This window comes from Pseudomonas sp. Irchel 3H7 (assembly GCF_900187605.1).
In the GTDB taxonomy this organism is placed as follows: domain Bacteria; phylum Pseudomonadota; class Gammaproteobacteria; order Pseudomonadales; family Pseudomonadaceae; genus Aquipseudomonas.
On record NZ_FYEA01000014.1, the window covers coordinates 56418 to 77185 of the forward strand.

The following is a 20768-nucleotide window of genomic DNA, read 5'->3' on the forward strand; positions in this document are numbered from 1 at the left end:
ACCCGCCAAGTGCGGGTTTTCTTTTGCCTGTCATCTAGCGCCAGGCTCGTCTTAGAGCAAGACTGTTCTAAAAGTCGGACTAATCATCAGTAGCAACGAGCACAGTACGCCAACTACCCAAACCAGGCTGCGCAGCTTGGGTTGGTCGGCCAGATAGAGCCACAAATAGAGAATCCGCGCGATAACAAAAACGATCGCCAATGTATCGATCAGCCATCCTGCCGTCTGAGTGGTGTGCGCCATCAACACGCCGACCGCGAACAACATGAACCCTTCAATCGTATTCTGATGCGCCGCCAGCGCCCGCGCGCCGTAGCCGGTCAGTTGCGCCTGTTGCTGACGCGGCAGGTGGTTGTTGTAACCGCCCTGCTCTTTCATCGCCTTGCCCACCGGCATACGCGCGATATAAATCAACAGCGCAGTGATAAACACACACCAGAACGGAATACTCATCAAGCGACCTCTTTGTTTGTCTCGGGAATGGGAGCTTCTGTAGGGGTATAGACCATGACATCGAGAACGTCGGAATGAAACTCGCGGCGATACAAGACCAACACCACCCCGGCGCTCATCAGCATGAACAGCCACGGGCTGACGAACCACGCCAGCATGGTCATGCCGAAGTAGTAAGAGCGCAGCCCGAAGTTGAACTGGTTCGCCGCCATCGAAATCACCCGCGCCGCCCGCGCAGCGAACGCCTTGCGCTCCTGTTCGGAGACATGTCGCTCACCGATCATTGGCGCCGACCCGACCAAAACCGCCGCAAAATTGTACTGACGCATACACCAGCTAAAGGTGAAGAAGGCGTAGACGAACACCATCGCCAGACACAGCAACTTGATTTCCGACATGCCCTGCGATGCCTGCTGCACCATCGGGATGTCAGCCAGCAACGACACCGCCCGCTCCGAGGCACCAAGCACGGTGAGAATGCCGGCGAGGATGATCAATGTGCTGGAGGCGAAGAACGAGGCGTTGCGTTCAAGATTACCAATTACGCTGGCGTCGGCGATGCGGTTGTCACGCAACAGCATGCGGCGCATCCAGTCTTCGCGGTACAGGTGCAGCACGCTGGCCAGACACGCTGTATCGCGGCCTTTCCAGGAGGCATAACGGGTATAACCACCCCAGCAGATGACAAACCAGATGGCGGCGAGCAGGTGAATCAGGTTGGCTTGGATGAACGACATTCGTTTTCCTGAGCATGAGGAATGATGGGAGTAACCCTTTGTTTCGACGTATTGGCTCGCAAAAAGACACGCTCATTCGAGAGTCGAATTTATTCAAAAATAGACCGCAGCTATTAATTTGCGAAGGCTGATACCTGTCAACTCTGACAGTAGCACCGAGGGTGAGGCGGGCATAAGGTTGTTTATGACCAGAGAATACTGACAGGCACGCTAACCCAGACAAGGACTCGATCATGACACCTTCGAACGCTGCACTGCCCATTGACGCAACATTCGGTAATCAAGGGTATGCCGACTCTTTTGCTCCGGGAAGCCAGGCTCTGAGCATCGCAGGCCTGCGCCCTGATGGAAAAATCCTTCTCGTGGGACAAACCTTTGTAGACGGCAAGGTCAGTTTTCATTTGGCGCAATTACTGGCGGACGGCACTAACGATACTGGCTTCAACAAAAACGGTTCGATCGTAGGTACGTTTACAGGTTCGGGACAAGCCAGCGGAACTGGCGCCTGTGTTTATAAAGACGGGAAGGCGCTGCTTTTCGGGTTTCAATATGATGAGGACCAAGGGAACCGGTTTGCGCTTGCCAGATTTTTCGCTGATGGTGAAAGAGATCGCGAGTTCGGTCCCGATGGGACGGTTTACATCCCTTTTCTCCCGCAGTCCAAATCGCAACCATCAAAACCAGGGACTTTCGCTAACTCGCGTTCCAGAACCAGGGTAGTACTGACCGCTGATGAAAAAATTCTCGTCGGTCAAAACAACCGACTGTTCAGACTTGATCAGGAAGGAGTTTTTGATACCACTTTTAACGGCAAAGGCTGGTTAGATCTTGCACTGAACATCTCTTCGATTTCGGTTGCTGAGAATGGAATGATCACAGTCGCAGGGACGATGGAGGGGTCTCAAAAAGGAATGATCGTGCGCCTGAATGTGGATGGAACGCCCCATAAAGGCTTCGGCGATGATGGCACTGGAACTGTCCTTTTTCCATCGAATTACCCGACCCGCGTACGAAGCCTGATGCTACGTGCTGACGGCAGTTTTTTTATTGCCGGTGAAGTCGACACCGCTCCTAACGACGATTGGGGTAAAGGGCGCAGGGGAATGATGGCCGCGTACAACCCGAACGGTAAACAAAATATTGCATTCAATCAGGGTACGCCTATCGTCACTGATCTTGGATTAACCGACGGTTGCAGTTGGTTCGATCTGAGTGGGGAGCCTAAGGATGGTCTGGTCGTGGTGGGAGGCACGGGACAAAGAACAAGAGAGCAAATGCTCGCCTGCCGCTATCTGGCAACGGGAAAACCAGACACAGACTTTGGTGAAGGCAAGGGATACGTTACTCAGTACTTGGGGCCTGGAATGCAGTGGATTTCGGTGGCAGTGCAGCCCGACAAGCGAATACTCCTGAGCCGCGCAAGCGACAACATCAATTTAGGGGCTCTGGTCGTACGTTATCGGGGCTGAGAATTATCAGCTTTCATAAAAAATGCCCCGTATCGATTGATACGGGGCATTTCTGTTTAAGCGTTGAAGACCCGCTTTTGGCGGGTCAGGTAACGTCAGGCAACCGCTTCGCTGCGCTTGCCGAGCATGCGATCACAAACAACCGCAACCACCAGCGTCATCACGCACGGCACCAGCCATGCCAGCCCCTGCTCGCTCAGCGGCAAGTGGGACAACTGCGATGGCATCCAGCCGGCCAGACCGGCGCCTTTCAGCGCGTCGATGGTGCCGAAGATGAACGACACCAGCATCACCGGACCGAGGATACGGCCGTGCTCATGCCAGAAATCTTTGCAGAAGCTCAGCGCCACCAAGACGATGCACGGCGGATAGATCGCGGTCAGCACCGGAATCGAGAAGGCAATCAGCTTGGTCAGACCCAGGTTGGACACCAGCAGCGAGAACGCCGCCAGAATGATTACCAGAGTCTTGTAGGACAGTGGCAGCACACGGCTGAAGTATTCGGCACACGCACAAGTCAGACCGACCGCCGTCACTAGACACGCCAGCGAGATCAGCACTGCGAGGAAACCGCTGCCCAGCGAACCGAAGGTGTGTTGCACATACGCGTGCAATACCGCCGCGCCATTGGTCGCGCCCGCTGCTACTTCGTGGCTGCCGGAACCAAGGCGGAACAGGCTGACATACACCAGCGCCAGACCGACACCGGCAATCAGGCCAGCGATGATCGCGTAACGGGTGATCAGCGCCGGCGACTCGACGCCACGGGAGCGGATCGCGTTAACGATGACGATGCCGAACACCAGCGCGCCGAGGGTATCCATGGTCAGGTAACCATTGATAAAGCCTTGGGAGAACGGTGCCGCCACATACTCAGGCGTGCCGTGACCGATATCACCCGCCGGCAAGGCGAATGCAGCGATGCCGAGCACTGCCAGTGCGATGATTTTCAGCGGCGCGAGGAAGCGGCCAACGGTGTCCAGCAAACGCCCAGGGTAGAGCGAGATGAAGAACACCAGCAGGAAGTACACCGAGCTGTAGAGGAACAGTGCCAACGGGCTTTCGCCGGTCAGCGGCGCCAAGCCTACTTCAAACGATACGGTCGCAGTACGCGGGGTGGCGAACAACGGGCCGACCGCCAAGTAGCAAGCCGCGGCCAAAATGCCGCCAGCGATCTTGCCGATCGGGCTGCTCAGCGCATCCATTGCCCCACCGACCTTGGCCAATGCAACGACGGTGATCACCGGCAGACCCACCGCGGTGATCAGGAAGCCCAGCGCGGCCATCCAGACGTGAGGTCCGGCCTGCAAGCCAACGATCGGCGGGAAAATGATGTTGCCAGCCCCAACGAACAGGGCAAATGTCATAAAGCCAAGTGCCAGGATGTCCTGACCTTTCAAAACTTTCATTAAGGTAATACCACACTACTGAATCGGAATTTAGAGGGGGATTGCCCTGTGTAATTAGGGAAATGCTGTCGATCCGTATGGGACTGACCCTTAAAGCGCGTTGCATGCCTTGTGGGCGGCAGACGCAAAAATGGCTGCTAGCCTAACGAATTTGGCCTGCAAACGCACTGTTAGAGGGCGAACTATCCGATACGCGACGTTTCTGTGTCGCGTTTACGTATCTATTTTTCGTTGGTACGGCAAAGATCAAAAGATCGCAGCCTTCGGCAGCTCCTACAGGGGATCGCAATTCTCTGTAGGAGCTGCCGAAGGCTGCGATCTTTTGATCTTCCAAATTGCAGAAACAACAAAGGCCACCCGAAGGTGGCCTTTGTCAGCAGAGTTGCAAGCTAAGCGCGAGGCTTACTTGACAGCCCAACCGGTCAGCTCGGCCAGGGCCTTGCCGATGTCTGCCAGCGAACGCACGGTTTTCACGCCTGCGTCTTGCAGAGCAGCGAATTTCTCGTCTGCAGTGCCTTTGCCGCCAGAGATGATTGCGCCAGCATGGCCCATGCGCTTGCCCGGAGGAGCAGTCACACCAGCGATGTAGGAAACAACCGGCTTGGTCACGTGTGCCTTGATGTAGGCAGCCGCTTCTTCTTCAGCCGAACCGCCGATCTCACCGATCATGACGATCGCTTCGGTCTTCGGGTCTTCCTGGAACAGCTTCAGGATGTCGATGAAGTTCGAACCCGGGATCGGGTCACCACCGATGCCGACGCAAGTCGACTGACCGAAACCGGCGTCAGTAGTCTGCTTCACAGCTTCGTAGGTCAGGGTGCCGGAACGGGAAACGATACCGACCTTGCCTGGCAAGTGAATGTGACCTGGCATGATGCCGATCTTGCATTCGCCTGGAGTGATCACGCCTGGGCAGTTAGGGCCGATCAGGACTACGCCCAGCTCGTCGCACTTAACTTTAGCGTCCAGCATGTCCAGGGTAGGAATGCCTTCGGTGATGCAGACGATCAGCTTGATGCCGCCGAATGCCGCTTCCAGGATCGAATCTTTGCAGAAAGGAGCCGGAACGTAGATCACGGAAGCGGTAGCGCCAGTGGCCTCTACTGCGTCTTTAACGGTGTTGAACACTGGCAGACCCAGGTGCTCGGTGCCGCCTTTGCCAGGAGTAACGCCACCAACCATTTTGGTGCCGTATTCGATGGCTTGCTGGGTGTGGAAACTACCTTGCGAACCGGTAATACCCTGGCAGATAACTTTGGTGTCTTTATTGATCAGGACGCTCATTATTTGCCCTCCGCAGCTTTGACAACTTGTTGAGCAGCGTCGGTCAGGCTGGTAGCAGCGATGATGTTCAAACCGCTTTCTGCCAGTACTTTAGCGCCCAGCTCAGCGTTGTTGCCTTCAAGGCGAACAACAACCGGGATTTTCACGCCGACTTCTTTCACAGCGCCGATGATGCCTTCGGCAATCATGTCGCAGCGAACGATGCCGCCGAAGATGTTGACCAGTACTGCAGCGACGTTGGTGTCGGACAGGATGATCTTGAACGCTTCAGTTACGCGTTCTTTGGTAGCGCCACCACCTACGTCGAGGAAGTTGGCTGGCTTGCCGCCATGCAGGTTGACGATGTCCATGGTACCCATGGCCAGGCCAGCACCGTTGACCATGCAGCCGATGTTGCCTTCCAGTGCTACGTAGTTCAGTTCGAACTTGGCAGCGTGCGCTTCGCGCGGATCGTCTTGCGACGGATCGTGGAAAGTCTTCAGCTTAGGCTGACGGTACATTGCGTTGGCGTCGATGTTGATCTTGGCGTCCAGGCAGTGCAGATCGCCGTCAGCCTTGATCACCAGCGGGTTCACTTCCAGCAGAGCCAGGTCGTGATCCTTGAACAGTTTGGCCAGACCTACGAAGATCTTGGCGAACTGAGCAACCTGCTTGCCTTCCAGACCCAGCTGGAATGCCAGCTCGCGACCCTGGAATGGCTGAGCGCCAACCAGTGGATCGATAGTGGCTTTGAGAATTTTTTCTGGAGTGTCGTGAGCGATTTTCTCGATGTCCACGCCACCTTCGGTGGAAGCCATGAACACGATGCGACGGCTCGAACGGTCAACGACAGCGCCCAGGTACAGCTCTTTAGCGATATCAGTGCACGATTCAACCAGGATCTTGGTGACTGGCTGGCCATTGGCGTCAGTCTGGTAAGTCACCAGACGCTTGCCCAGCCACTGCTGTGCGAAGGCTTTGGCGTCTTCTTTGCTGCGAACCAGCTTGACGCCGCCCGCTTTACCGCGACCACCGGCGTGGACCTGGGCTTTGACAACCCACTCACTGCCGCCGATTTTGTCGCAAGCTTCTGCTGCTGCTTCCGGGGTGTCTACTGCGTAACCAGTGGAAACTGGCAGGCCGTATTCAGCGAACAGCTGCTTACCCTGATACTCGTGAAGATTCATGCTTTTTACCGTCTTCGTTAGGTACTGCGCATTCGGCGCTGCGCTCGTTTGAGTGCCGCGCCACCTGTGACTGCTGCTTGCGTAGCCTTTCCGGATAACCGGTGCAGCTACGCAAGACTGCGTCCAGCGGACATTCCGCGGTGAGACTTGCTCGCAAGGCTCACGACGGGCCGTTACCGCCGTGGTTTCTTATTGTCTGTTAACGCTTTTTGCGGTTGGCAATGTGGATGGCGCCGCCATTCACAGCCAGAGCAGCTTCGTGCAAGGCTTCAGACAGGGTCGGATGGGAGAAAACCATCATGCCCAGGTCTTCAGCGCTGGTGCCGAATTCCATACCGATCGCGCCCTGCTGAACCAGTTCTGCAGCGCTCGGGCCAATCACGTGCACGCCCAATACGCGGTCAGTCTTGGCATCAGCGATGACCTTGACGAAACCACCGGTATCGTTGGCGGCCATGGCACGGCCGGAAGCGGCGAACGGGAAGGTGCCGACGTTAACTTCAACGCCTTCAGCTTTCAAGGCCTGCTCGGTTTTGCCAACCCACGCGATTTCCGGGTGAGTATAAATAACCGAAGGGATCAGGTCATAGTTCATCTGGGCTTTGTGGCCCTTGATGCGCTCGACAACCATGATGCCTTCTTCGGATGCCTTGTGCGCCAGCATCATGCCGCGAACCACGTCACCGATGGCGAAAACGCCCGGTACGGTGGTCGCGCAGTGATCGTCAACGTGCACGAAACCGCGCTCGTCGAGGGTCACGCCGCTGTCGGCAGCCAGCAGATCAGTGGTCACCGGACGGCGACCAACGGCTACGATCAGCTTGTCGAACGTGATGGTCTGCTCGCCGTTGGCATCGGTGTAGTTCACAACGACTTCGTCGCCATTCACTTTCGAGCCGGTTACGCGAGCGCCCAGTTTGATGTCCAGACCTTGTTTGGTCAGGGTTTTCAGCGCTTCCTTGGAAACAGCGGTGTCCGCTGCCATCAGGAAGGTGTCCAGAGCTTCGAGGACAACCACTTCCGAACCCAGACGCGACCACACCGAACCCAGTTCCAGCCCGATCACGCCAGCGCCGATCACGCCCAGACGCTTAGGTACGGATTGGAATTCCAGAGCGCCAGTCGAATCGACGATGACTTTCTGATCAACCGGAGCTGGTGGAATGTCGATCGGACGCGAACCTGGAGCCAGGATGACGTTTTCAGCTTCGATGACTTCAACCGAGCCGTCTGGCTTGGTGACTTCGACCTTCTTGCCAGCCAGCAGTTTGCCGTGGCCCTGGATCGAAGTAACGCCGTTGGCCTTGAACAGGGTGGCAACGCCGCCGGTCAGGTTCTTGACGATGCCAGCCTTGCGGCCAACCATCGCAGCGACGTCCATTTTGACTTCGCCAGTCGAGATACCGTGAACGTTGAAGCTTTCTTTCGCTTCCTTGTATTTCCAGGAACTGTCGAGCAGCGCCTTGGAAGGAATGCAGCCCACGTTCAGGCAGGTGCCGCCCAGGGCTTGCTTGCCTTCTGCGTCGGTGTACTTCTCGATGCAGGCAGTGGTCAGACCCAGCTGCGCGGCCTTGATGGCAGCCACGTAGCCACCAGGGCCAGCACCGATCACTACTACGTCAAATTTCTGCGACATTCAAAAAATCCTCTTTAGCGAAAAGCTTCAAGCCGCGCGCCCCAAGCCAAGCTGCCCTTTCCTGCAGCTTGAAACTTGAAGCCCGCGACTGCTTCTATCAGATATCCAGCAACAGACGAGCCGGATCTTCCAGCAGGTTCTTGATGGTCACCAGGAAGGTCACAGCTTCTTTGCCATCGATCAGACGGTGATCGTAGGACAGTGCCAGGTACATCATCGGACGGATAACGACCTGACCGTTGATGGCCATAGGACGCTGGATGATGTTGTGCATGCCCAGAATCGCTGCCTGCGGCGGGTTGACGATCGGGGTCGACATCATCGAACCGAAGGTACCACCGTTGGTGATGGTGAAGGTACCACCGGTCATCTCGTCCATCGACAATTTGCCGTCACGGGCTTTCTTGCCGAAAGTGGCGATGCCGCCTTCGATTTCAGCCAGGCTCATCAGCTCGGCGTTACGCAGAACCGGAACAACCAGGCCACGGTCGCTGGAAACGGCAACGCCGATGTCCGCGTAGCCGTGGTAAACGATGTCGCCGCCGTCGATCGACGCGTTGACAGCCGGGAAGCGTTTCAGCGCTTCGGTAGCAGCCTTGACGAAGAACGACATGAAGCCCAGGCGTACGCCGTTGTGGGACTTCTCGAACAGATCCTTGTACTTCGAACGCAGGGCCATGACTTCAGTCATGTCGACTTCGTTGAAAGTGGTCAGCATCGCCATGTTCGACTGTGCTTCAACCAGACGCTTGGCCACGGTGGCACGAACGCGGGTCATCGGTACGCGCTTCTCGATGCGGTCGCCAGCGGCGAACACAGGAGCGGCAGCCGAAGGAGCAGCAGCCTTGGCAGGCGCGGCAGCCGGAGCGGCTTTCTTGGCAGCAACAGCAGCCACCACGTCTTCCTTGGTCACACGACCACCTTTGCCGGTGCCGGCAACGGAAGCGATGTTGATGCCGTTTTCTTCAGCCAGCTTGCGCGCAGCAGGAGCAGCAACAGGATCGTCTTCGCCTTCGCCAGCAGCTGGAGCGGCGGCAGCAGCAGCCGGAGCAGCAGCGGCGGCTGGAGCAGCGGCAGCGCTGCCCTCTTCGATCGAGCCCAGTACCTGGTTGGAAAGAACGGTATCGCCTTCGTTGGCAACGATTGCGCCCAGCACGCCGTCAGCTTCAGCCAGGACTTCGAGTACGACTTTGTCGGTTTCGATGTCGACGATCAGGTCGTCACGCTTGACGGCCTCACCTGGTTTCTTGTGCCAAGTGGCAACGGTGCCATCGGCAACCGATTCCGGGAATGACGGGGCTTTGATTTCGATAGCCATTATCTGTGGGTCCTTAAAATTCGGTTTCAGTCAGCGCGAAGGCGTTAAACAGTGAAAGCATCTTGCAGCAGTTTTTCCTGCTGCTCGGCGTGCATCGATGCGTAACCACAAGCAGGTGCAGCAGAAGCCTCACGGCCCGCGTACTCAAGTACGAGAGACTTGTCGAGGTTACCGATGCTACGGCGCAAGTGATGCTGGCTGCAGTACCAGGCGCCCTGGTTCATCGGCTCTTCCTGACACCAAACGGCATTTTTGACGTTGGTGTACGGAGCCAGGACTTCTTTCAAGTCGTCCTCAGGGAATGGATACAGCTGCTCGATCCGCACGATGGCGATATCTTCACGGCCTTCGGCACGGCGTTTTTCCAGCAGGTCGTAGTAGACCTTGCCGCTACACAGAACAACACGCTCGACCTTTTTCGGGTCCAGAGTATCGATTTCCGGGATCACGGTCTGGAACGAACCTTCGGCCAGATCTTCCAGGGTCGAGATGGCCAGTTTGTGGCGCAGCAGCGACTTCGGCGTCAGCACGATCAACGGCTTGCGCAGCGGGCGAATCACCTGACGACGCAGCAAGTGGTAGATCTGCGCTGGCGTGGTCGGTACGGCGACCTGAATATTGTGCTCGGCGCACAGTTGCAGGTAACGCTCAAGACGTGCCGAGCTGTGCTCAGGGCCCTGACCTTCGTAACCGTGTGGCAGCAACATGGTCAGACCGCAGAGACGGCCCCACTTGTGCTCGCCGCTGGTGATGAACTGGTCGATAACAACCTGTGCACCGTTGGCGAAGTCGCCGAACTGGGCTTCCCAGATCACCAGCGCATCCGGCGTGGTGGTCGAGTAACCGTATTCGAAGGCCAGTACCGCTTCTTCCGACAGGAACGAGTCGTACAGGTCAAAGCGTGGCTGACCGTCGTACAGGTGCTGCAGCGGAATGTAGGTGCCCGCGTCTTTCTGGTTGTGCAGAACAGCGTGACGGTGCGAGAACGTACCGCGGCCGATGTCCTGACCGGTCATGCGGATCGGGTGACCTTCGAACGCCAGGGTCGCGTACGCCATGGTTTCGGCGTAACCCCAGTTGATCGGCAGGCCGCCGGCTTGCATCTTCTGACGGTCTTCGTAGATCTTCGAGACCTGACGCTGAACCACGAAGCCTTCCGGAATTTCCAGCAGCTTGGCGGACAGTTCTTGCAGGGTCTTCAGATCAAAACGCGTGTCGTGACGCGCAGTCCAGGCGTGGCCCAGATACGGACGCCAGTCCACGAACAGTTCTTTGTTCGGCTCTTTGACCAGCGATTTCACGACGTGCAGACCGTTGTCCAGCGCGTTGCGGTATTCGTCGACTTTCGCCTGAACACGCTCTGCGTCCAGTACACCGCCCTGGGTCAGACGATCAGCGTACAGCTCACGGGTGGTGCGCTGCTTGGTGATCTGCTGATACATCAGAGGCTGAGTACCGCTTGGCTCGTCGGCCTCGTTGTGGCCGCGACGACGGTAGCAGACCAGGTCGATCACCACGTCACGCTTGAACTGCATGCGGTAGTCGATGGCCAGTTGGGTCACGAACAACACGGCTTCCGGATCATCACCATTCACATGGAGGATCGGCGCCTGGATCATCTTGGCAACGTCGGTGGCGTACTCGGTGGAACGCGAGTCCAACGGGTTGCTGATGGTGAAACCGACCTGGTTGTTGATCACGATGTGCACGGTACCGCCGGTCTTGAAACCGCGGGTCTGCGACATCTGGAAGGTTTCCATGACCACGCCCTGACCTGCGAATGCAGCGTCACCGTGGATGGAGATCGGCAGAACCTTCTCACCGGTCGGGTCGTTACGACGATCCTGACGGGCGCGAACCGAACCTTCTACCACCGGGGAAACGATTTCCAGGTGGGACGGGTTGAACGCCATGGCCAGGTGAACTTCACCGCCGGCGGTCATCACGTTGGACGAGAAGCCCTGGTGGTATTTAACGTCACCGGAACCCAGCTCGACCTTCTTCTTGCCTTCGAACTCGTCGAACAGCTCGCGCGGGTTCTTGCCGAAGGTGTTGACCAGCACGTTCAGACGGCCACGGTGGGCCATGCCGATGACGACTTCCTTGGTGCCGTAGGAACCGGAACGCTGGATCAGTTCGTCGAGCATCGGAATCAGGCTTTCGCCGCCTTCCAGACCGAAACGCTTGGTGCCCGGGTATTTGGTGCCCAGGTATTTTTCCAGGCCTTCACCGGCAGTCACGCGCTCAAGCAGGTGGCTCTTGATGTCGGCGGAGTACGTCGGACGACCACGCACGCTTTCCAGACGCTGCTGGAACCACTGGCGCTGCTCGGAATCGGTGATGTGCGTAAATTCAGCGCCGATGGTGCGGCAATATGTCTGCTGCAACGCTTCGTGAATTTCGCGTAGGCTCGCTTCCTCTTTGCCGATGAACAGGTCGCCGGCACGGAAGGTCGTATCAAGATCGGCATTGGTCAAGCCGTAATGATTGATCGACAGGTCTGCAGGTGCAGGACGCTGCCACAGTCCCAGCGGGTCAAGCTGGGCTGCCTGGTGGCCACGCATACGGTAGGCCTGGATCAATCGCAGCACTTCAACCTGCTTCTTCTCGTGCTCACTGCTCACGCTGCCGGCGGAAACCGGTTGGGCGCGGCGCTGGTTCTTTGCCAGCAGCACGAAATGATCGCGAATTGTGGAGTGCGAAACATCAGTGGCAGAGTTGCCGTCGGCAGGCAACTTCTGAAAGTAGGTGCGCCACTCTTCTGGCACAGCGTTAGGGTCGTGCAGGTAGAGCTCATAAAGCTCTTCCACATAGGCAGCGTTTCCACCTGAAAGGTAGGCGCTGTTCCACATGCGCTGCATCACGCTTTCTTGCATGCTTGGTCACCCTCGGTTAGGGGAACACCATCGATGTCGACACCGAGCAAACTTGCAGAAGTCCGAATGCAGCGACTAAAACAAGCCACTTAGGATCACACTGATAGTCCGGGTACCAGCCCGGATGCCCCTGCTTGTCTCATTTCTTCAAAATAAGAGCGGCAGCTTGTGGCTACTGCTCTGGTTATAGCCATGACGCGGGTTGAAGCCCGCGCCACAGCCTCTACGGTGCAGCGGTTACAGCAGCTGAATCACACGCCGCTCGAAAGCAGCATGTTACGGATGTGACCGATGGCCTTAGTCGGGTTCAGGCCTTTCGGACATACGTTGACGCAGTTCATGATGCCCCGGCAGCGGAAGACGCTGAACGGGTCATCGAGCGAAGCCAGACGCTCGTTGGTCTTGGTGTCACGGCTGTCTGCCAGGAAGCGATAAGCTTGCAGCAGCGCAGCTGGACCCAGGAACTTGTCCGGGTTCCACCAGAAGGACGGGCACGAAGTCGAGCAGCAAGCGCACAGGATGCACTCGTACAGACCGTCGAGCTTTTCGCGCTCTTCTGGCGACTGCAGACGCTCGATGGCCGGAGCCGGCGTGTCGTTCTGCAGGTAAGGCTTCACCTTCTCGTATTGCTTGTAGAAGATGCTCATATCGACGACCAGGTCACGGATAACCGGCAAACCTGGCAGCGGACGAACAATCAACTTGTTACCTTTTACAACGGCGGACAGCGGCGTGATGCACGCCAGACCGTTCTTGCCGTTGATGTTCATGCCGTCGGAGCCGCAGACGCCTTCACGGCAAGAGCGACGATAGGAGAAACCCTCGTCCTGCTCTTTGATCAGGGCCAGCACGTCCAGCACCATCAGGTCTTTACCACCGGTATCGACCTGGAATTCCTGCATGAACGGCGCAGCGTCCTGATCAGGGTTGTAGCGATAAACACTGACTTTCAACATGGCGGTCACCCTTAATAAGTCCGGACTTTAGGTTCAAAAGTCGGAACAGTCTTCGGCGAGAAGTTCACGGCACGCTTGGTGACGCGCTTGTCACCCGGGAAGTACAGGGTGTGGCACAGCCAGTTTTCGTCGTCACGATCTTCGAAGTCCTCACGGGCGTGAGCACCGCGCGACTCTTTACGGACTTCGGCAGCGATGGCGGTAGCTTCAGCCACTTCCAGCAGGTTTTGCAGTTCCAGCGCTTCGATACGGGCAGTGTTGAACGCCTGCGACTTATCGTTGATCTTCACGTTGGCGATGCGGGTACGCAGGTCAGCGAGCTGAGCGATACCTTTCTGCATGTATTCGCCGGTACGGAATACGCCGAAGTAGTTCTGCATGCAGCTTTGCAGCTCGCGACGCAGGGTTGCCACATCTTCGCCATCAGTACGGCTGTTCAGCGCGTTCAGACGCGACAGGGCAGCTTCGATGTCGGCTTCGGTAGCGTCGTCGTATTCGATGCCATCAGTCAGCGCTTTTTCCAGGTGCAGGCCGGCAGCGCGGCCGAATACCACCAGGTCGAGCAGCGAGTTGCCGCCCAGACGGTTGGCACCGTGCACCGATACGCAAGCCACTTCACCTACTGCGAACAGACCAGGGATGATCTGATCCACGCCTTCGGCGTTCTGGGTGATCGCCTGGCCGTGGATGTTGGTGGCAACGCCGCCCATCATATAGTGGCAAGTCGGAACAACCGGAACCGGCGCAACAACAGGGTCAACGTGAGCGAACGTCTTCGACAGTTCGCAGATGCCTGGCAGACGGCTGTGCAGCACTTCCTCGCCCAAGTGGTCGAGTTTGAGCATTACGTGGTCGCCATTCGGACCGCAACCGTTGCCGGCGATGATTTCTTTAACCATCGAACGAGCAACCACGTCACGACCGGCAAGGTCTTTGGCGTTCGGAGCATAACGCTCCATGAAACGCTCGCCGTGCTTGTTGATCAGGTAACCACCTTCACCACGGCAACCTTCGGTAACCAGTACACCGGCGCCGGCGATGCCGGTCGGGTGGAACTGCCACATTTCAATGTCTTGTACCGGCACGCCAGCACGCAGAGCCATGCCGACGCCGTCACCGGTGTTGATCAGGGCGTTGGTGGTGGAAGCGTAGATACGACCTGCACCGCCGGTAGCCAGTACGGTGGCCTTGGCGCGGATGTAGGTGGTTTCGCCGGTTTCGATGCAGATCGCGATCACACCGACGAATTCGCCTTCCTGGTTTTTCACCAGATCAACAGCGTAGTACTCGTTCAGGAACGTGGTACCGGCTTTCAGGTTGCCCTGATAAAGGGTGTGCAGCAGTGCGTGACCGGTACGGTCGGACGCCGCGCAAGTACGTGCAGCCTGACCGCCCTTGCCGTAGTCCTTGGACTGACCACCGAACGGACGCTGGTAGATACGGCCTTGCTCGGTACGCGAGAACGGCAGACCCATGTGGTCCAGCTCGAAAACCGCGGCTGGGCCTTCCTGACACATGTACTCGATAGCGTCCTGGTCACCGATGTAGTCGGAGCCCTTGACGGTATCGTACATGTGCCAGCGCCAGTCATCGTTCGGGTCAGCGGACGCGATTGCGCACGTGATGCCGCCCTGGGCGGACACAGTGTGCGAACGGGTCGGGAAAACCTTGGTGATCACGGCAGTCTTGTGACCGCCCTGCGCCAGTTGCAGCGCAGCGCGCATGCCGGCACCGCCACCACCAATAATGATGGCGTCGAAAGAAATCGTTGGAATGTTAGCCATGAATCAGATACCCCAGAGAATCTGCACACCCCAGACGAAGTAAGCGAACATCGCGATGCCGCAAACTGCCTGGAAAAGGAAACGTACTGCAGTCGCGGACTTGCCCAGCGCCATTGGCGTCAGGTAGTCGGTCGCGATGGTCCACATGCCGACCCAGGCGTGAGCGCCAAGGGCAACGAGGGCCAGCAGACTGAAGATACGCATCCCGTTGTGAGCGAACAGGCCGTGCCACTGGTCGTAGCCAATGCCCGGATTCGCTGCAAGGTATCCGATCAGGAAGATGAAATAAGCCGCGAGAACAACCGCAGACACACGTTGCGCCATCCAGTCATAGAGGCCCGAACGCGAAAGGTTCGTAACGCTGGTTACCATATCCAAACTCCTGCCAGAACGATCAGCACCACGGAAATGGCGATGATGATTTTCGAGCCCAGGCGGCCGCCTTCCAGCGTCTCACCGATGCCCATGTCCATGATCAAGTGGCGCACACCGGCTACCAGGTGATACAGCAGAGCGGACAGGAGGCCCCATGCTACGAACTTGGCCAGCGGGCTGGTCAAGCATGCCTTCACTTCGGCAAAACCTTCCTCGGAACCCAGAGACTTGCCCAATGCATAAAGCATGAAGCCGATACCCAGGAAGAGGATGATGCCGGAAACACGGTGAAGAAACGACGTAACGCCGGTGATGGGGAGTTTGATGGTCCTTAGGTCTAGGTTTACAGGTCGTTGGCTTTTCACGGCTTTTTTTTCACACTGAAGAGCCCCTAACAATCAGGGCAAAGTTGTTGGGGAGTGCACTGGTCAGGTAACCACCACCCAGGGATGCGACCCCCAACAAAGCTGGCCCAAAAGCCCTTGGCGGTCGGTGGCCGAGTATAGACAGTTAGGTTACTAATGACAACGCAATCACCTACCCCAAATAGCTGATTGCACAAGTCGTATAAAAGGCGTAAATGGCAGTCAATTTCGAGGAAAAAGTGCGCTTAAAGCCTTCTGGAGCAAGACTTTAGGCAAATTGACATTCGAATTTATCTCACTATAGTGGTGCGGGCCCTGCGTGGGGGGTCTGTCTGATGGTTCAAGCATAAATAGGAGGCCACATGGCTGACAAAAAAGCGCAGTTGATCATCGAGGGCGCAGCCCCCGTCGAGCTGCCCATTTTAACCGGCACCGTTGGTCCCGATGTAATTGATGTTCGGGGCCTGACGGCCACGGGCCGCTTCACTTTCGACCCTGGTTTCATGTCGACCGCCTCGTGCGAATCGAAGATCACCTATATCGACGGCGACAACGGCATTCTGTTGCACCGCGGCTACCCGATCGAACAACTGGCTGAAAAATCGGACTACCTGGAAACCTGCTACCTGCTGCTCAACGGCGAACTGCCGACCGCAGAACAGAAGGCCCAGTTCGTCAGCACCGTGAAAAACCACACCATGGTTCACGAGCAGCTGAAAACCTTCTTCAACGGCTTCCGTCGCGACGCCCACCCGATGGCCGTCATGTGCGGTGTAGTCGGCGCCCTCTCGGCCTTCTACCACGACTCCCTGGACATCAATAACCCGCAGCATCGCGAAATCTCCGCGATCCGTCTGGTTGCCAAGATGCCGACCCTGGCAGCGATGGTTTACAAGTACTCCATGGGCCAACCCATGATGTACCCGCGCAACGATCTGACGTACGCGGAAAACTTCCTGCACATGATGTTCAACACCCCGTGCGAGATCAAACCGATCAGCCCGGTGCTCGCCAAGGCCATGGACCGGATCTTCATCCTCCACGCCGACCACGAGCAGAACGCTTCGACCTCTACCGTGCGCCTGGCCGGCTCTTCGGGTGCCAACCCGTTCGCCTGTATCGCCGCCGGTATCGCTGCACTGTGGGGCCCTGCCCACGGCGGTGCGAACGAAGCCGTGTTGACCATGCTTGACGAGATTGGCGATGTTTCGAACATCGACAAGTTCATCGCCAAGGCCAAGGACAAGAACGATCCGTTCAAACTGATGGGCTTCGGTCACCGCGTTTACAAGAACCGCGACCCTCGCGCGACTGTCATGAAGCAGACCTGCGACGAAGTGCTGAAGGAACTGGGCATCAACAACGATCCGCAACTCGAACTGGCCATGCGCCTGGAAGAGATCGCGCTGACCGACCCGTACTTCATCGAGCGCTCGCTGTACCCGAACGTCGACTTCTACTCGGGGATCATCCTCAAGGCGATCGGCATTCCGACCAGCATGTTCACGGTGATTTTCGCGCTGGCACGTACGGTTGGCTGGATCTCCCACTGGAAAGAGATGCTCTCCAGCCCGTACAAGATTGGCCGTCCGCGCCAGTTGTACACTGGTTACGAGTCGCGTGACATTTCCAAGCTGGAAGACCGCAAATAAGACTTGTCTTGCGATGACGTCTTAAAGTTGTACCGGGAACGGCCTCTATTTATATAGGGGCCGTTTTTGTTTGTGTGTCGCAGCGGCCTTTGGGCCGACTGGTTTTTGGGTATTGGGTGTATATCCGTTTCTGCGGGTGTTTCCGCTGGCGGTTTCGCTCTTACAGCGAGTCCCTTTTTCAAACGCCAAAAAGGAACCAAAAGGCTTTGCCCCTGGCGTACGGCACTTCGCTGAGGCTCAGTGTTCCCTCGCTACGGTGTCCATCCGGGGACATCGCCTACGGTTTGCTTCGCTGCACCTCCTCTCGATGTGTTCGACTTCGTCGAACGGCGCTGCGCGCCTAATCCCCGGATGAACACCTCCGCTCGGCCTGCCGAAAGGGGCAAAAGATCAAAAGCCAAAGCCAAAGCCAAAGCCAAAGCCAAAGCAAGATCACAAGCCAGATCAAGAGCAAATGCCAGATCAAGAGCCCCTCACCCTAGCCCTCTCCCGGAGGGAGAGGGAACTGACCACGGTGTTTGGGGGAGGTACGCCGACGTGAAACACCGAGTCGAACTCAGGTTCTGAAAGGCTCACAAATCGGCTCCCTCTCCTTAGGGAGAGGGCTGGGGTGAGGGGCGAATCCAACACCGAACCAAAGCCGAACACACGCTTTTCACCACTCAATAGGCCGAGTGTCAGCTCGCCTGCTCTTGATCTTGCTCCACGAGCGACGTCGGAAGGTGAGCGGAGGGATTGATCCGGGCGTGGGAGCGCAGCGACCGTTTGGCGCAGCCAAACACAGCGAGAGGAGGTGCAGCGAAGCAAACCGTAGGCGCTGCGCCCGGAACAATCCCGGAGCGAAGGGACCCCGAGCCCCAGCGAGCGGGCCGGACGTAGGAGCAAGCCTTCTGGGTTACCTTTTCGGCGTTTGGAAAAGGTGACCCGCCGTAAGGGCGGAACCCTAAGCAGCCCTAACCGCAGCAACGGATATACACCCAATAAAAAACACACCAAAGTCCGATAACCGCCCACAAAAAATGCCCCGATCTCTCAACCGGGGCATTCAGCACAACATTACAAAACCATCAAACCATCAATGCGAAACCGCCCCACTCGCCCCCAACCCCGTCTGCGAACGCACAAACTGCGGGAAGAACAACGCCCGCTCATTGTCCGCAGCCGCCGACTTGTCAGTAATCGAGAAGAACCAGATCCCCACAAAGGCAATGATCATCGAGAACAACGCCGGGTATTCGTAAGGGAAGATCGCCTTCTCATGATGCAGAATCTGCACCCAGATGGTCGGGCCAAGGATCATCAGGCCAACCGCACTCACCAGACCCAACCAGCCGCCAATCATCGCCCCACGAGTGGTCAGCTTCTTCCAGTACATCGAAAGCAACAGCACCGGGAAGTTACAGCTGGCAGCGATCGAGAACGCCAGGCCAACCATGAATGCAATGTTCTGACTTTCGAACAAGATGCCCAAGCCAATCGCCAGCACCGCCAAGGCAATGGTGGTGATCTTCGAGACACGAATCTCGTCCTTCTCGTTCGCCTTGCCCTTCTTGATCACACTGGCATAAAGGTCGTGAGAAACCGCCGAAGCACCGGCCAGAGTCAGACCGGCAACAACCGCCAGAATGGTCGCGAACGCCACCGCCGAGATAAAGCCGAGGAAGATACTGCCACCGACCGCGTTGGCCAAATGCACCGCCGCCATGTTGTTGCCGCCCAACAGCGCGCCAGCAGCATCTTTGAAGGCCGGGTTAGTGCTGACCAGCAGGATCGCGCCGAAGCCGATAATGAAGGTCAGGATGTAGAAGTAGCCAATGAAACCGGTTGCGTAGAGCACGCTCTTGCGGGCTTCTTTTGCGTCACTCACGGTGAAGAAGCGCATCAGAATGTGTGGCAGACCAGCCGTACCGAACATCAGCGCCAGACCCAGCGAGAACGCCGAAATCGGATCCTTGACCAGACCGCCCGGGCTCATGATCGCTTCGCCTTTGGCGTGAACCTTGATCGCTTCGGAGAACAGCGTGTTGAAGTCGAAGCCTACGTGCTTCATCACCATCAGCGCCATGAACGAGGCGCCGGACAGCAACAGCACAGCCTTGATGATCTGTACCCAAGTGGTCGCCAGCATGCCGCCGAACAGCACGTACATGCACATCAGCACACCCACCAGAATCACCGCGACGTGGTAGTCCAGACCGAACAACAGCTGAATCAGCTTGCCGGCACCGACCATTTGCGCGATCAGGTAGAACGCTACCACCACCAGCGAGCCGCAGGCAGACAGGGTGCGGATCTGGGTTTGCCCGAGGCGGTAGGACGCCACGTCGGCAAAGGTGTATTTACCCAGGTTACGCAGGCGCTCGGCGATCAGGAACAGAATGATCGGCCAGCCCACCAGGAAGCCGATCGAGTAGATCAGGCCATCGTAGCCGGAGGTGAACACCAGCGCGGAAATCCCCAGGAAGGACGCCGCCGACATGTAGTCACCGGCGATCGCCAGACCATTCTGGAAACCGGTGATCTTGCCGCCCGCCGCATAGTAGTCGGCCGCCGAATTGTTTTTCTTCGAGGCCCAGTAGGTGATGTATAAGGTCGCGCCAACGAACGCGACGAACATCAGGATCGCCGGAATGTTCAGTGGCTGCTTGGCCACTTCACCGGTCAACGCGTCAGCCGCCCAGACACTCGGCGCGAACGCCGCAACACTCAATAAAGCCAGTAGACGCCGGATCATTGCTGAGCCTCCTTGAGAATCGCATTGTTCAAGTCGTCGAACTCGCCATTGGCGCGGCGCACGTAGATAGCGGTGAGGATGAATGCAGAAAGAATGAGTCCGACACCGATTGGAATTCCCCAGGTAATCGAGGATTCCGGACTGAGTTTCGCGCCCAGAATGTGTGGCCCGTAAGCGATCAACAGGATGAAGCCAGAGTAAAGCCCGAGCATGATCGCCGAGAGTATCCAGGCGAACTTTTCCCTTTTTCGCACCAGCTCCTTGAATCGGGGACTGTTTTGAATCGAGAGGTAAATGCTGTCGTTCATTGTTTTTATCCTCGCAGCACAGATTATTGTTGGAACATAGCTAATGTATGCGGCTGCGAGCGTGGTAACAGACGACCTTAGTAGTAGAACGCCATGACGTATTTGCCATTCTTGAGCACACACAAAAAACTGTGGGAGCTGGCTTGCCAGCGATGGCGTCGTGTCAGCCAACTATTAGTCAACTGAGAGAACGCTATCGCGGGCAAGCCCGCTCCCACAGGGTTCGTGGTGAACGATGCTATTTCG

At 57.2% G+C, this 20768-nt stretch carries 16 protein-coding genes; 2 read left to right on the plus strand and 14 right to left on the minus strand.

Annotation, left to right across the window (positions count from 1 at the left end):
* Window positions 1-51: 51 nt before the first annotated feature.
* A complete protein-coding gene (locus tag CKW38_RS24855) occupies window positions 52-453 on the minus strand; it encodes an MAPEG family protein (RefSeq protein WP_095114124.1) in 402 nt (133 codons plus the stop codon).
* Complete coding sequence (locus tag CKW38_RS24860) at window positions 453-1190, minus strand: DUF599 domain-containing protein (protein WP_007919871.1); 738 nt, start codon at window positions 1188-1190, stop codon at window positions 453-455. Before CKW38_RS24860 ends, CKW38_RS24855 begins: the two co-directional genes overlap by 1 nt.
* Window positions 1191-1423: 233 nt before the next feature.
* Between CKW38_RS24860 and CKW38_RS24865 the strand changes: the two genes are divergently transcribed.
* A complete protein-coding gene (locus CKW38_RS24865; RefSeq protein ID WP_095114125.1) occupies window positions 1424-2659 on the plus strand; it encodes a hypothetical protein in 1236 nt (411 codons plus the stop codon).
* A 95-nt stretch (window positions 2660-2754) separates the two neighbouring features.
* Here CKW38_RS24865 and brnQ read toward each other — a convergent pair whose 3' ends face one another.
* The 10 genes from brnQ to sdhC all read right to left on the minus strand — a co-directional run bounded on the left by brnQ (window position 2755) and on the right by sdhC (window position 15828).
* Window positions 2755-4068, minus strand: coding sequence for a branched-chain amino acid transport system II carrier protein (brnQ, locus tag CKW38_RS24870; protein ID WP_007919876.1), 1314 nt, complete (start codon window positions 4066-4068; stop codon window positions 2755-2757).
* Between the two features lie 402 nt (window positions 4069-4470).
* Window positions 4471-5352, minus strand: a complete 882-nt coding sequence (gene sucD / locus CKW38_RS24875) for a succinate--CoA ligase subunit alpha (RefSeq protein ID WP_008082972.1) — start codon at window positions 5350-5352, stop codon at window positions 4471-4473.
* Window positions 5352-6518, minus strand: a complete 1167-nt coding sequence (gene sucC / locus CKW38_RS24880; protein WP_007919879.1) for an ADP-forming succinate--CoA ligase subunit beta — start codon at window positions 6516-6518, stop codon at window positions 5352-5354. The genes sucD and sucC overlap by 1 nt, the downstream gene beginning before the upstream one ends.
* Window positions 6519-6717: 199 nt before the next feature.
* The gene (gene lpdA / locus CKW38_RS24885) at window positions 6718-8154 is read right to left on the minus strand and encodes a dihydrolipoyl dehydrogenase (RefSeq protein ID WP_007919881.1); all 1437 of its coding nucleotides are present in this window, start codon (window positions 8152-8154) and stop codon (window positions 6718-6720) included.
* A gap of 97 nt (window positions 8155-8251) precedes the next feature.
* The gene (odhB, locus tag CKW38_RS24890) at window positions 8252-9472 is read right to left on the minus strand and encodes a 2-oxoglutarate dehydrogenase complex dihydrolipoyllysine-residue succinyltransferase (protein WP_007919883.1); all 1221 of its coding nucleotides are present in this window, start codon (window positions 9470-9472) and stop codon (window positions 8252-8254) included.
* Window positions 9473-9516: 44 nt separating this feature from the next.
* The gene (locus tag CKW38_RS24895) at window positions 9517-12348 is read right to left on the minus strand and encodes a 2-oxoglutarate dehydrogenase E1 component (RefSeq protein WP_007919886.1); all 2832 of its coding nucleotides are present in this window, start codon (window positions 12346-12348) and stop codon (window positions 9517-9519) included.
* Window positions 12349-12599: 251 nt separating this feature from the next.
* Window positions 12600-13304: a succinate dehydrogenase iron-sulfur subunit gene (locus tag CKW38_RS24900; protein ID WP_007919888.1), complete on the minus strand. Its 705-nt coding sequence runs from the start codon at window positions 13302-13304 to the stop codon at window positions 12600-12602.
* An 11-nt stretch (window positions 13305-13315) separates the two neighbouring features.
* Window positions 13316-15088: a succinate dehydrogenase flavoprotein subunit gene (gene sdhA, locus CKW38_RS24905; RefSeq protein WP_007919889.1), complete on the minus strand. Its 1773-nt coding sequence runs from the start codon at window positions 15086-15088 to the stop codon at window positions 13316-13318.
* Window positions 15089-15091: 3 nt separating this feature from the next.
* Window positions 15092-15460: a succinate dehydrogenase, hydrophobic membrane anchor protein gene (sdhD, locus tag CKW38_RS24910; RefSeq protein ID WP_007919900.1), complete on the minus strand. Its 369-nt coding sequence runs from the start codon at window positions 15458-15460 to the stop codon at window positions 15092-15094.
* Window positions 15454-15828, minus strand: a complete 375-nt coding sequence (gene sdhC / locus CKW38_RS24915) for a succinate dehydrogenase, cytochrome b556 subunit (protein ID WP_038363944.1) — start codon at window positions 15826-15828, stop codon at window positions 15454-15456. Before sdhC ends, sdhD begins: the two co-directional genes overlap by 7 nt.
* 362 nt (window positions 15829-16190) lie before the next feature.
* Here sdhC and gltA point away from each other — a divergent pair, with 362 nt between their 5' ends.
* Window positions 16191-17480 carry a citrate synthase gene (gene gltA, locus CKW38_RS24920; RefSeq protein ID WP_007919904.1) on the plus strand — a complete coding sequence of 430 codons (1290 nt, stop codon included), beginning with the start codon at window positions 16191-16193 and terminating at the stop codon, window positions 17478-17480.
* A 1075-nt stretch (window positions 17481-18555) separates the two neighbouring features.
* Here the strand turns inward: gltA and CKW38_RS24925 are convergent.
* Both CKW38_RS24925 and CKW38_RS24930 read right to left on the minus strand, forming a co-directional pair.
* Window positions 18556-20214 carry a cation acetate symporter gene (locus tag CKW38_RS24925; RefSeq protein ID WP_007919906.1) on the minus strand — a complete coding sequence of 553 codons (1659 nt, stop codon included), beginning with the start codon at window positions 20212-20214 and terminating at the stop codon, window positions 18556-18558.
* Window positions 20211-20522 carry a DUF485 domain-containing protein gene (locus CKW38_RS24930; protein ID WP_007919908.1) on the minus strand — a complete coding sequence of 104 codons (312 nt, stop codon included), beginning with the start codon at window positions 20520-20522 and terminating at the stop codon, window positions 20211-20213. Before CKW38_RS24930 ends, CKW38_RS24925 begins: the two co-directional genes overlap by 4 nt.
* Window positions 20523-20768: the final 246 nt, after the last annotated feature.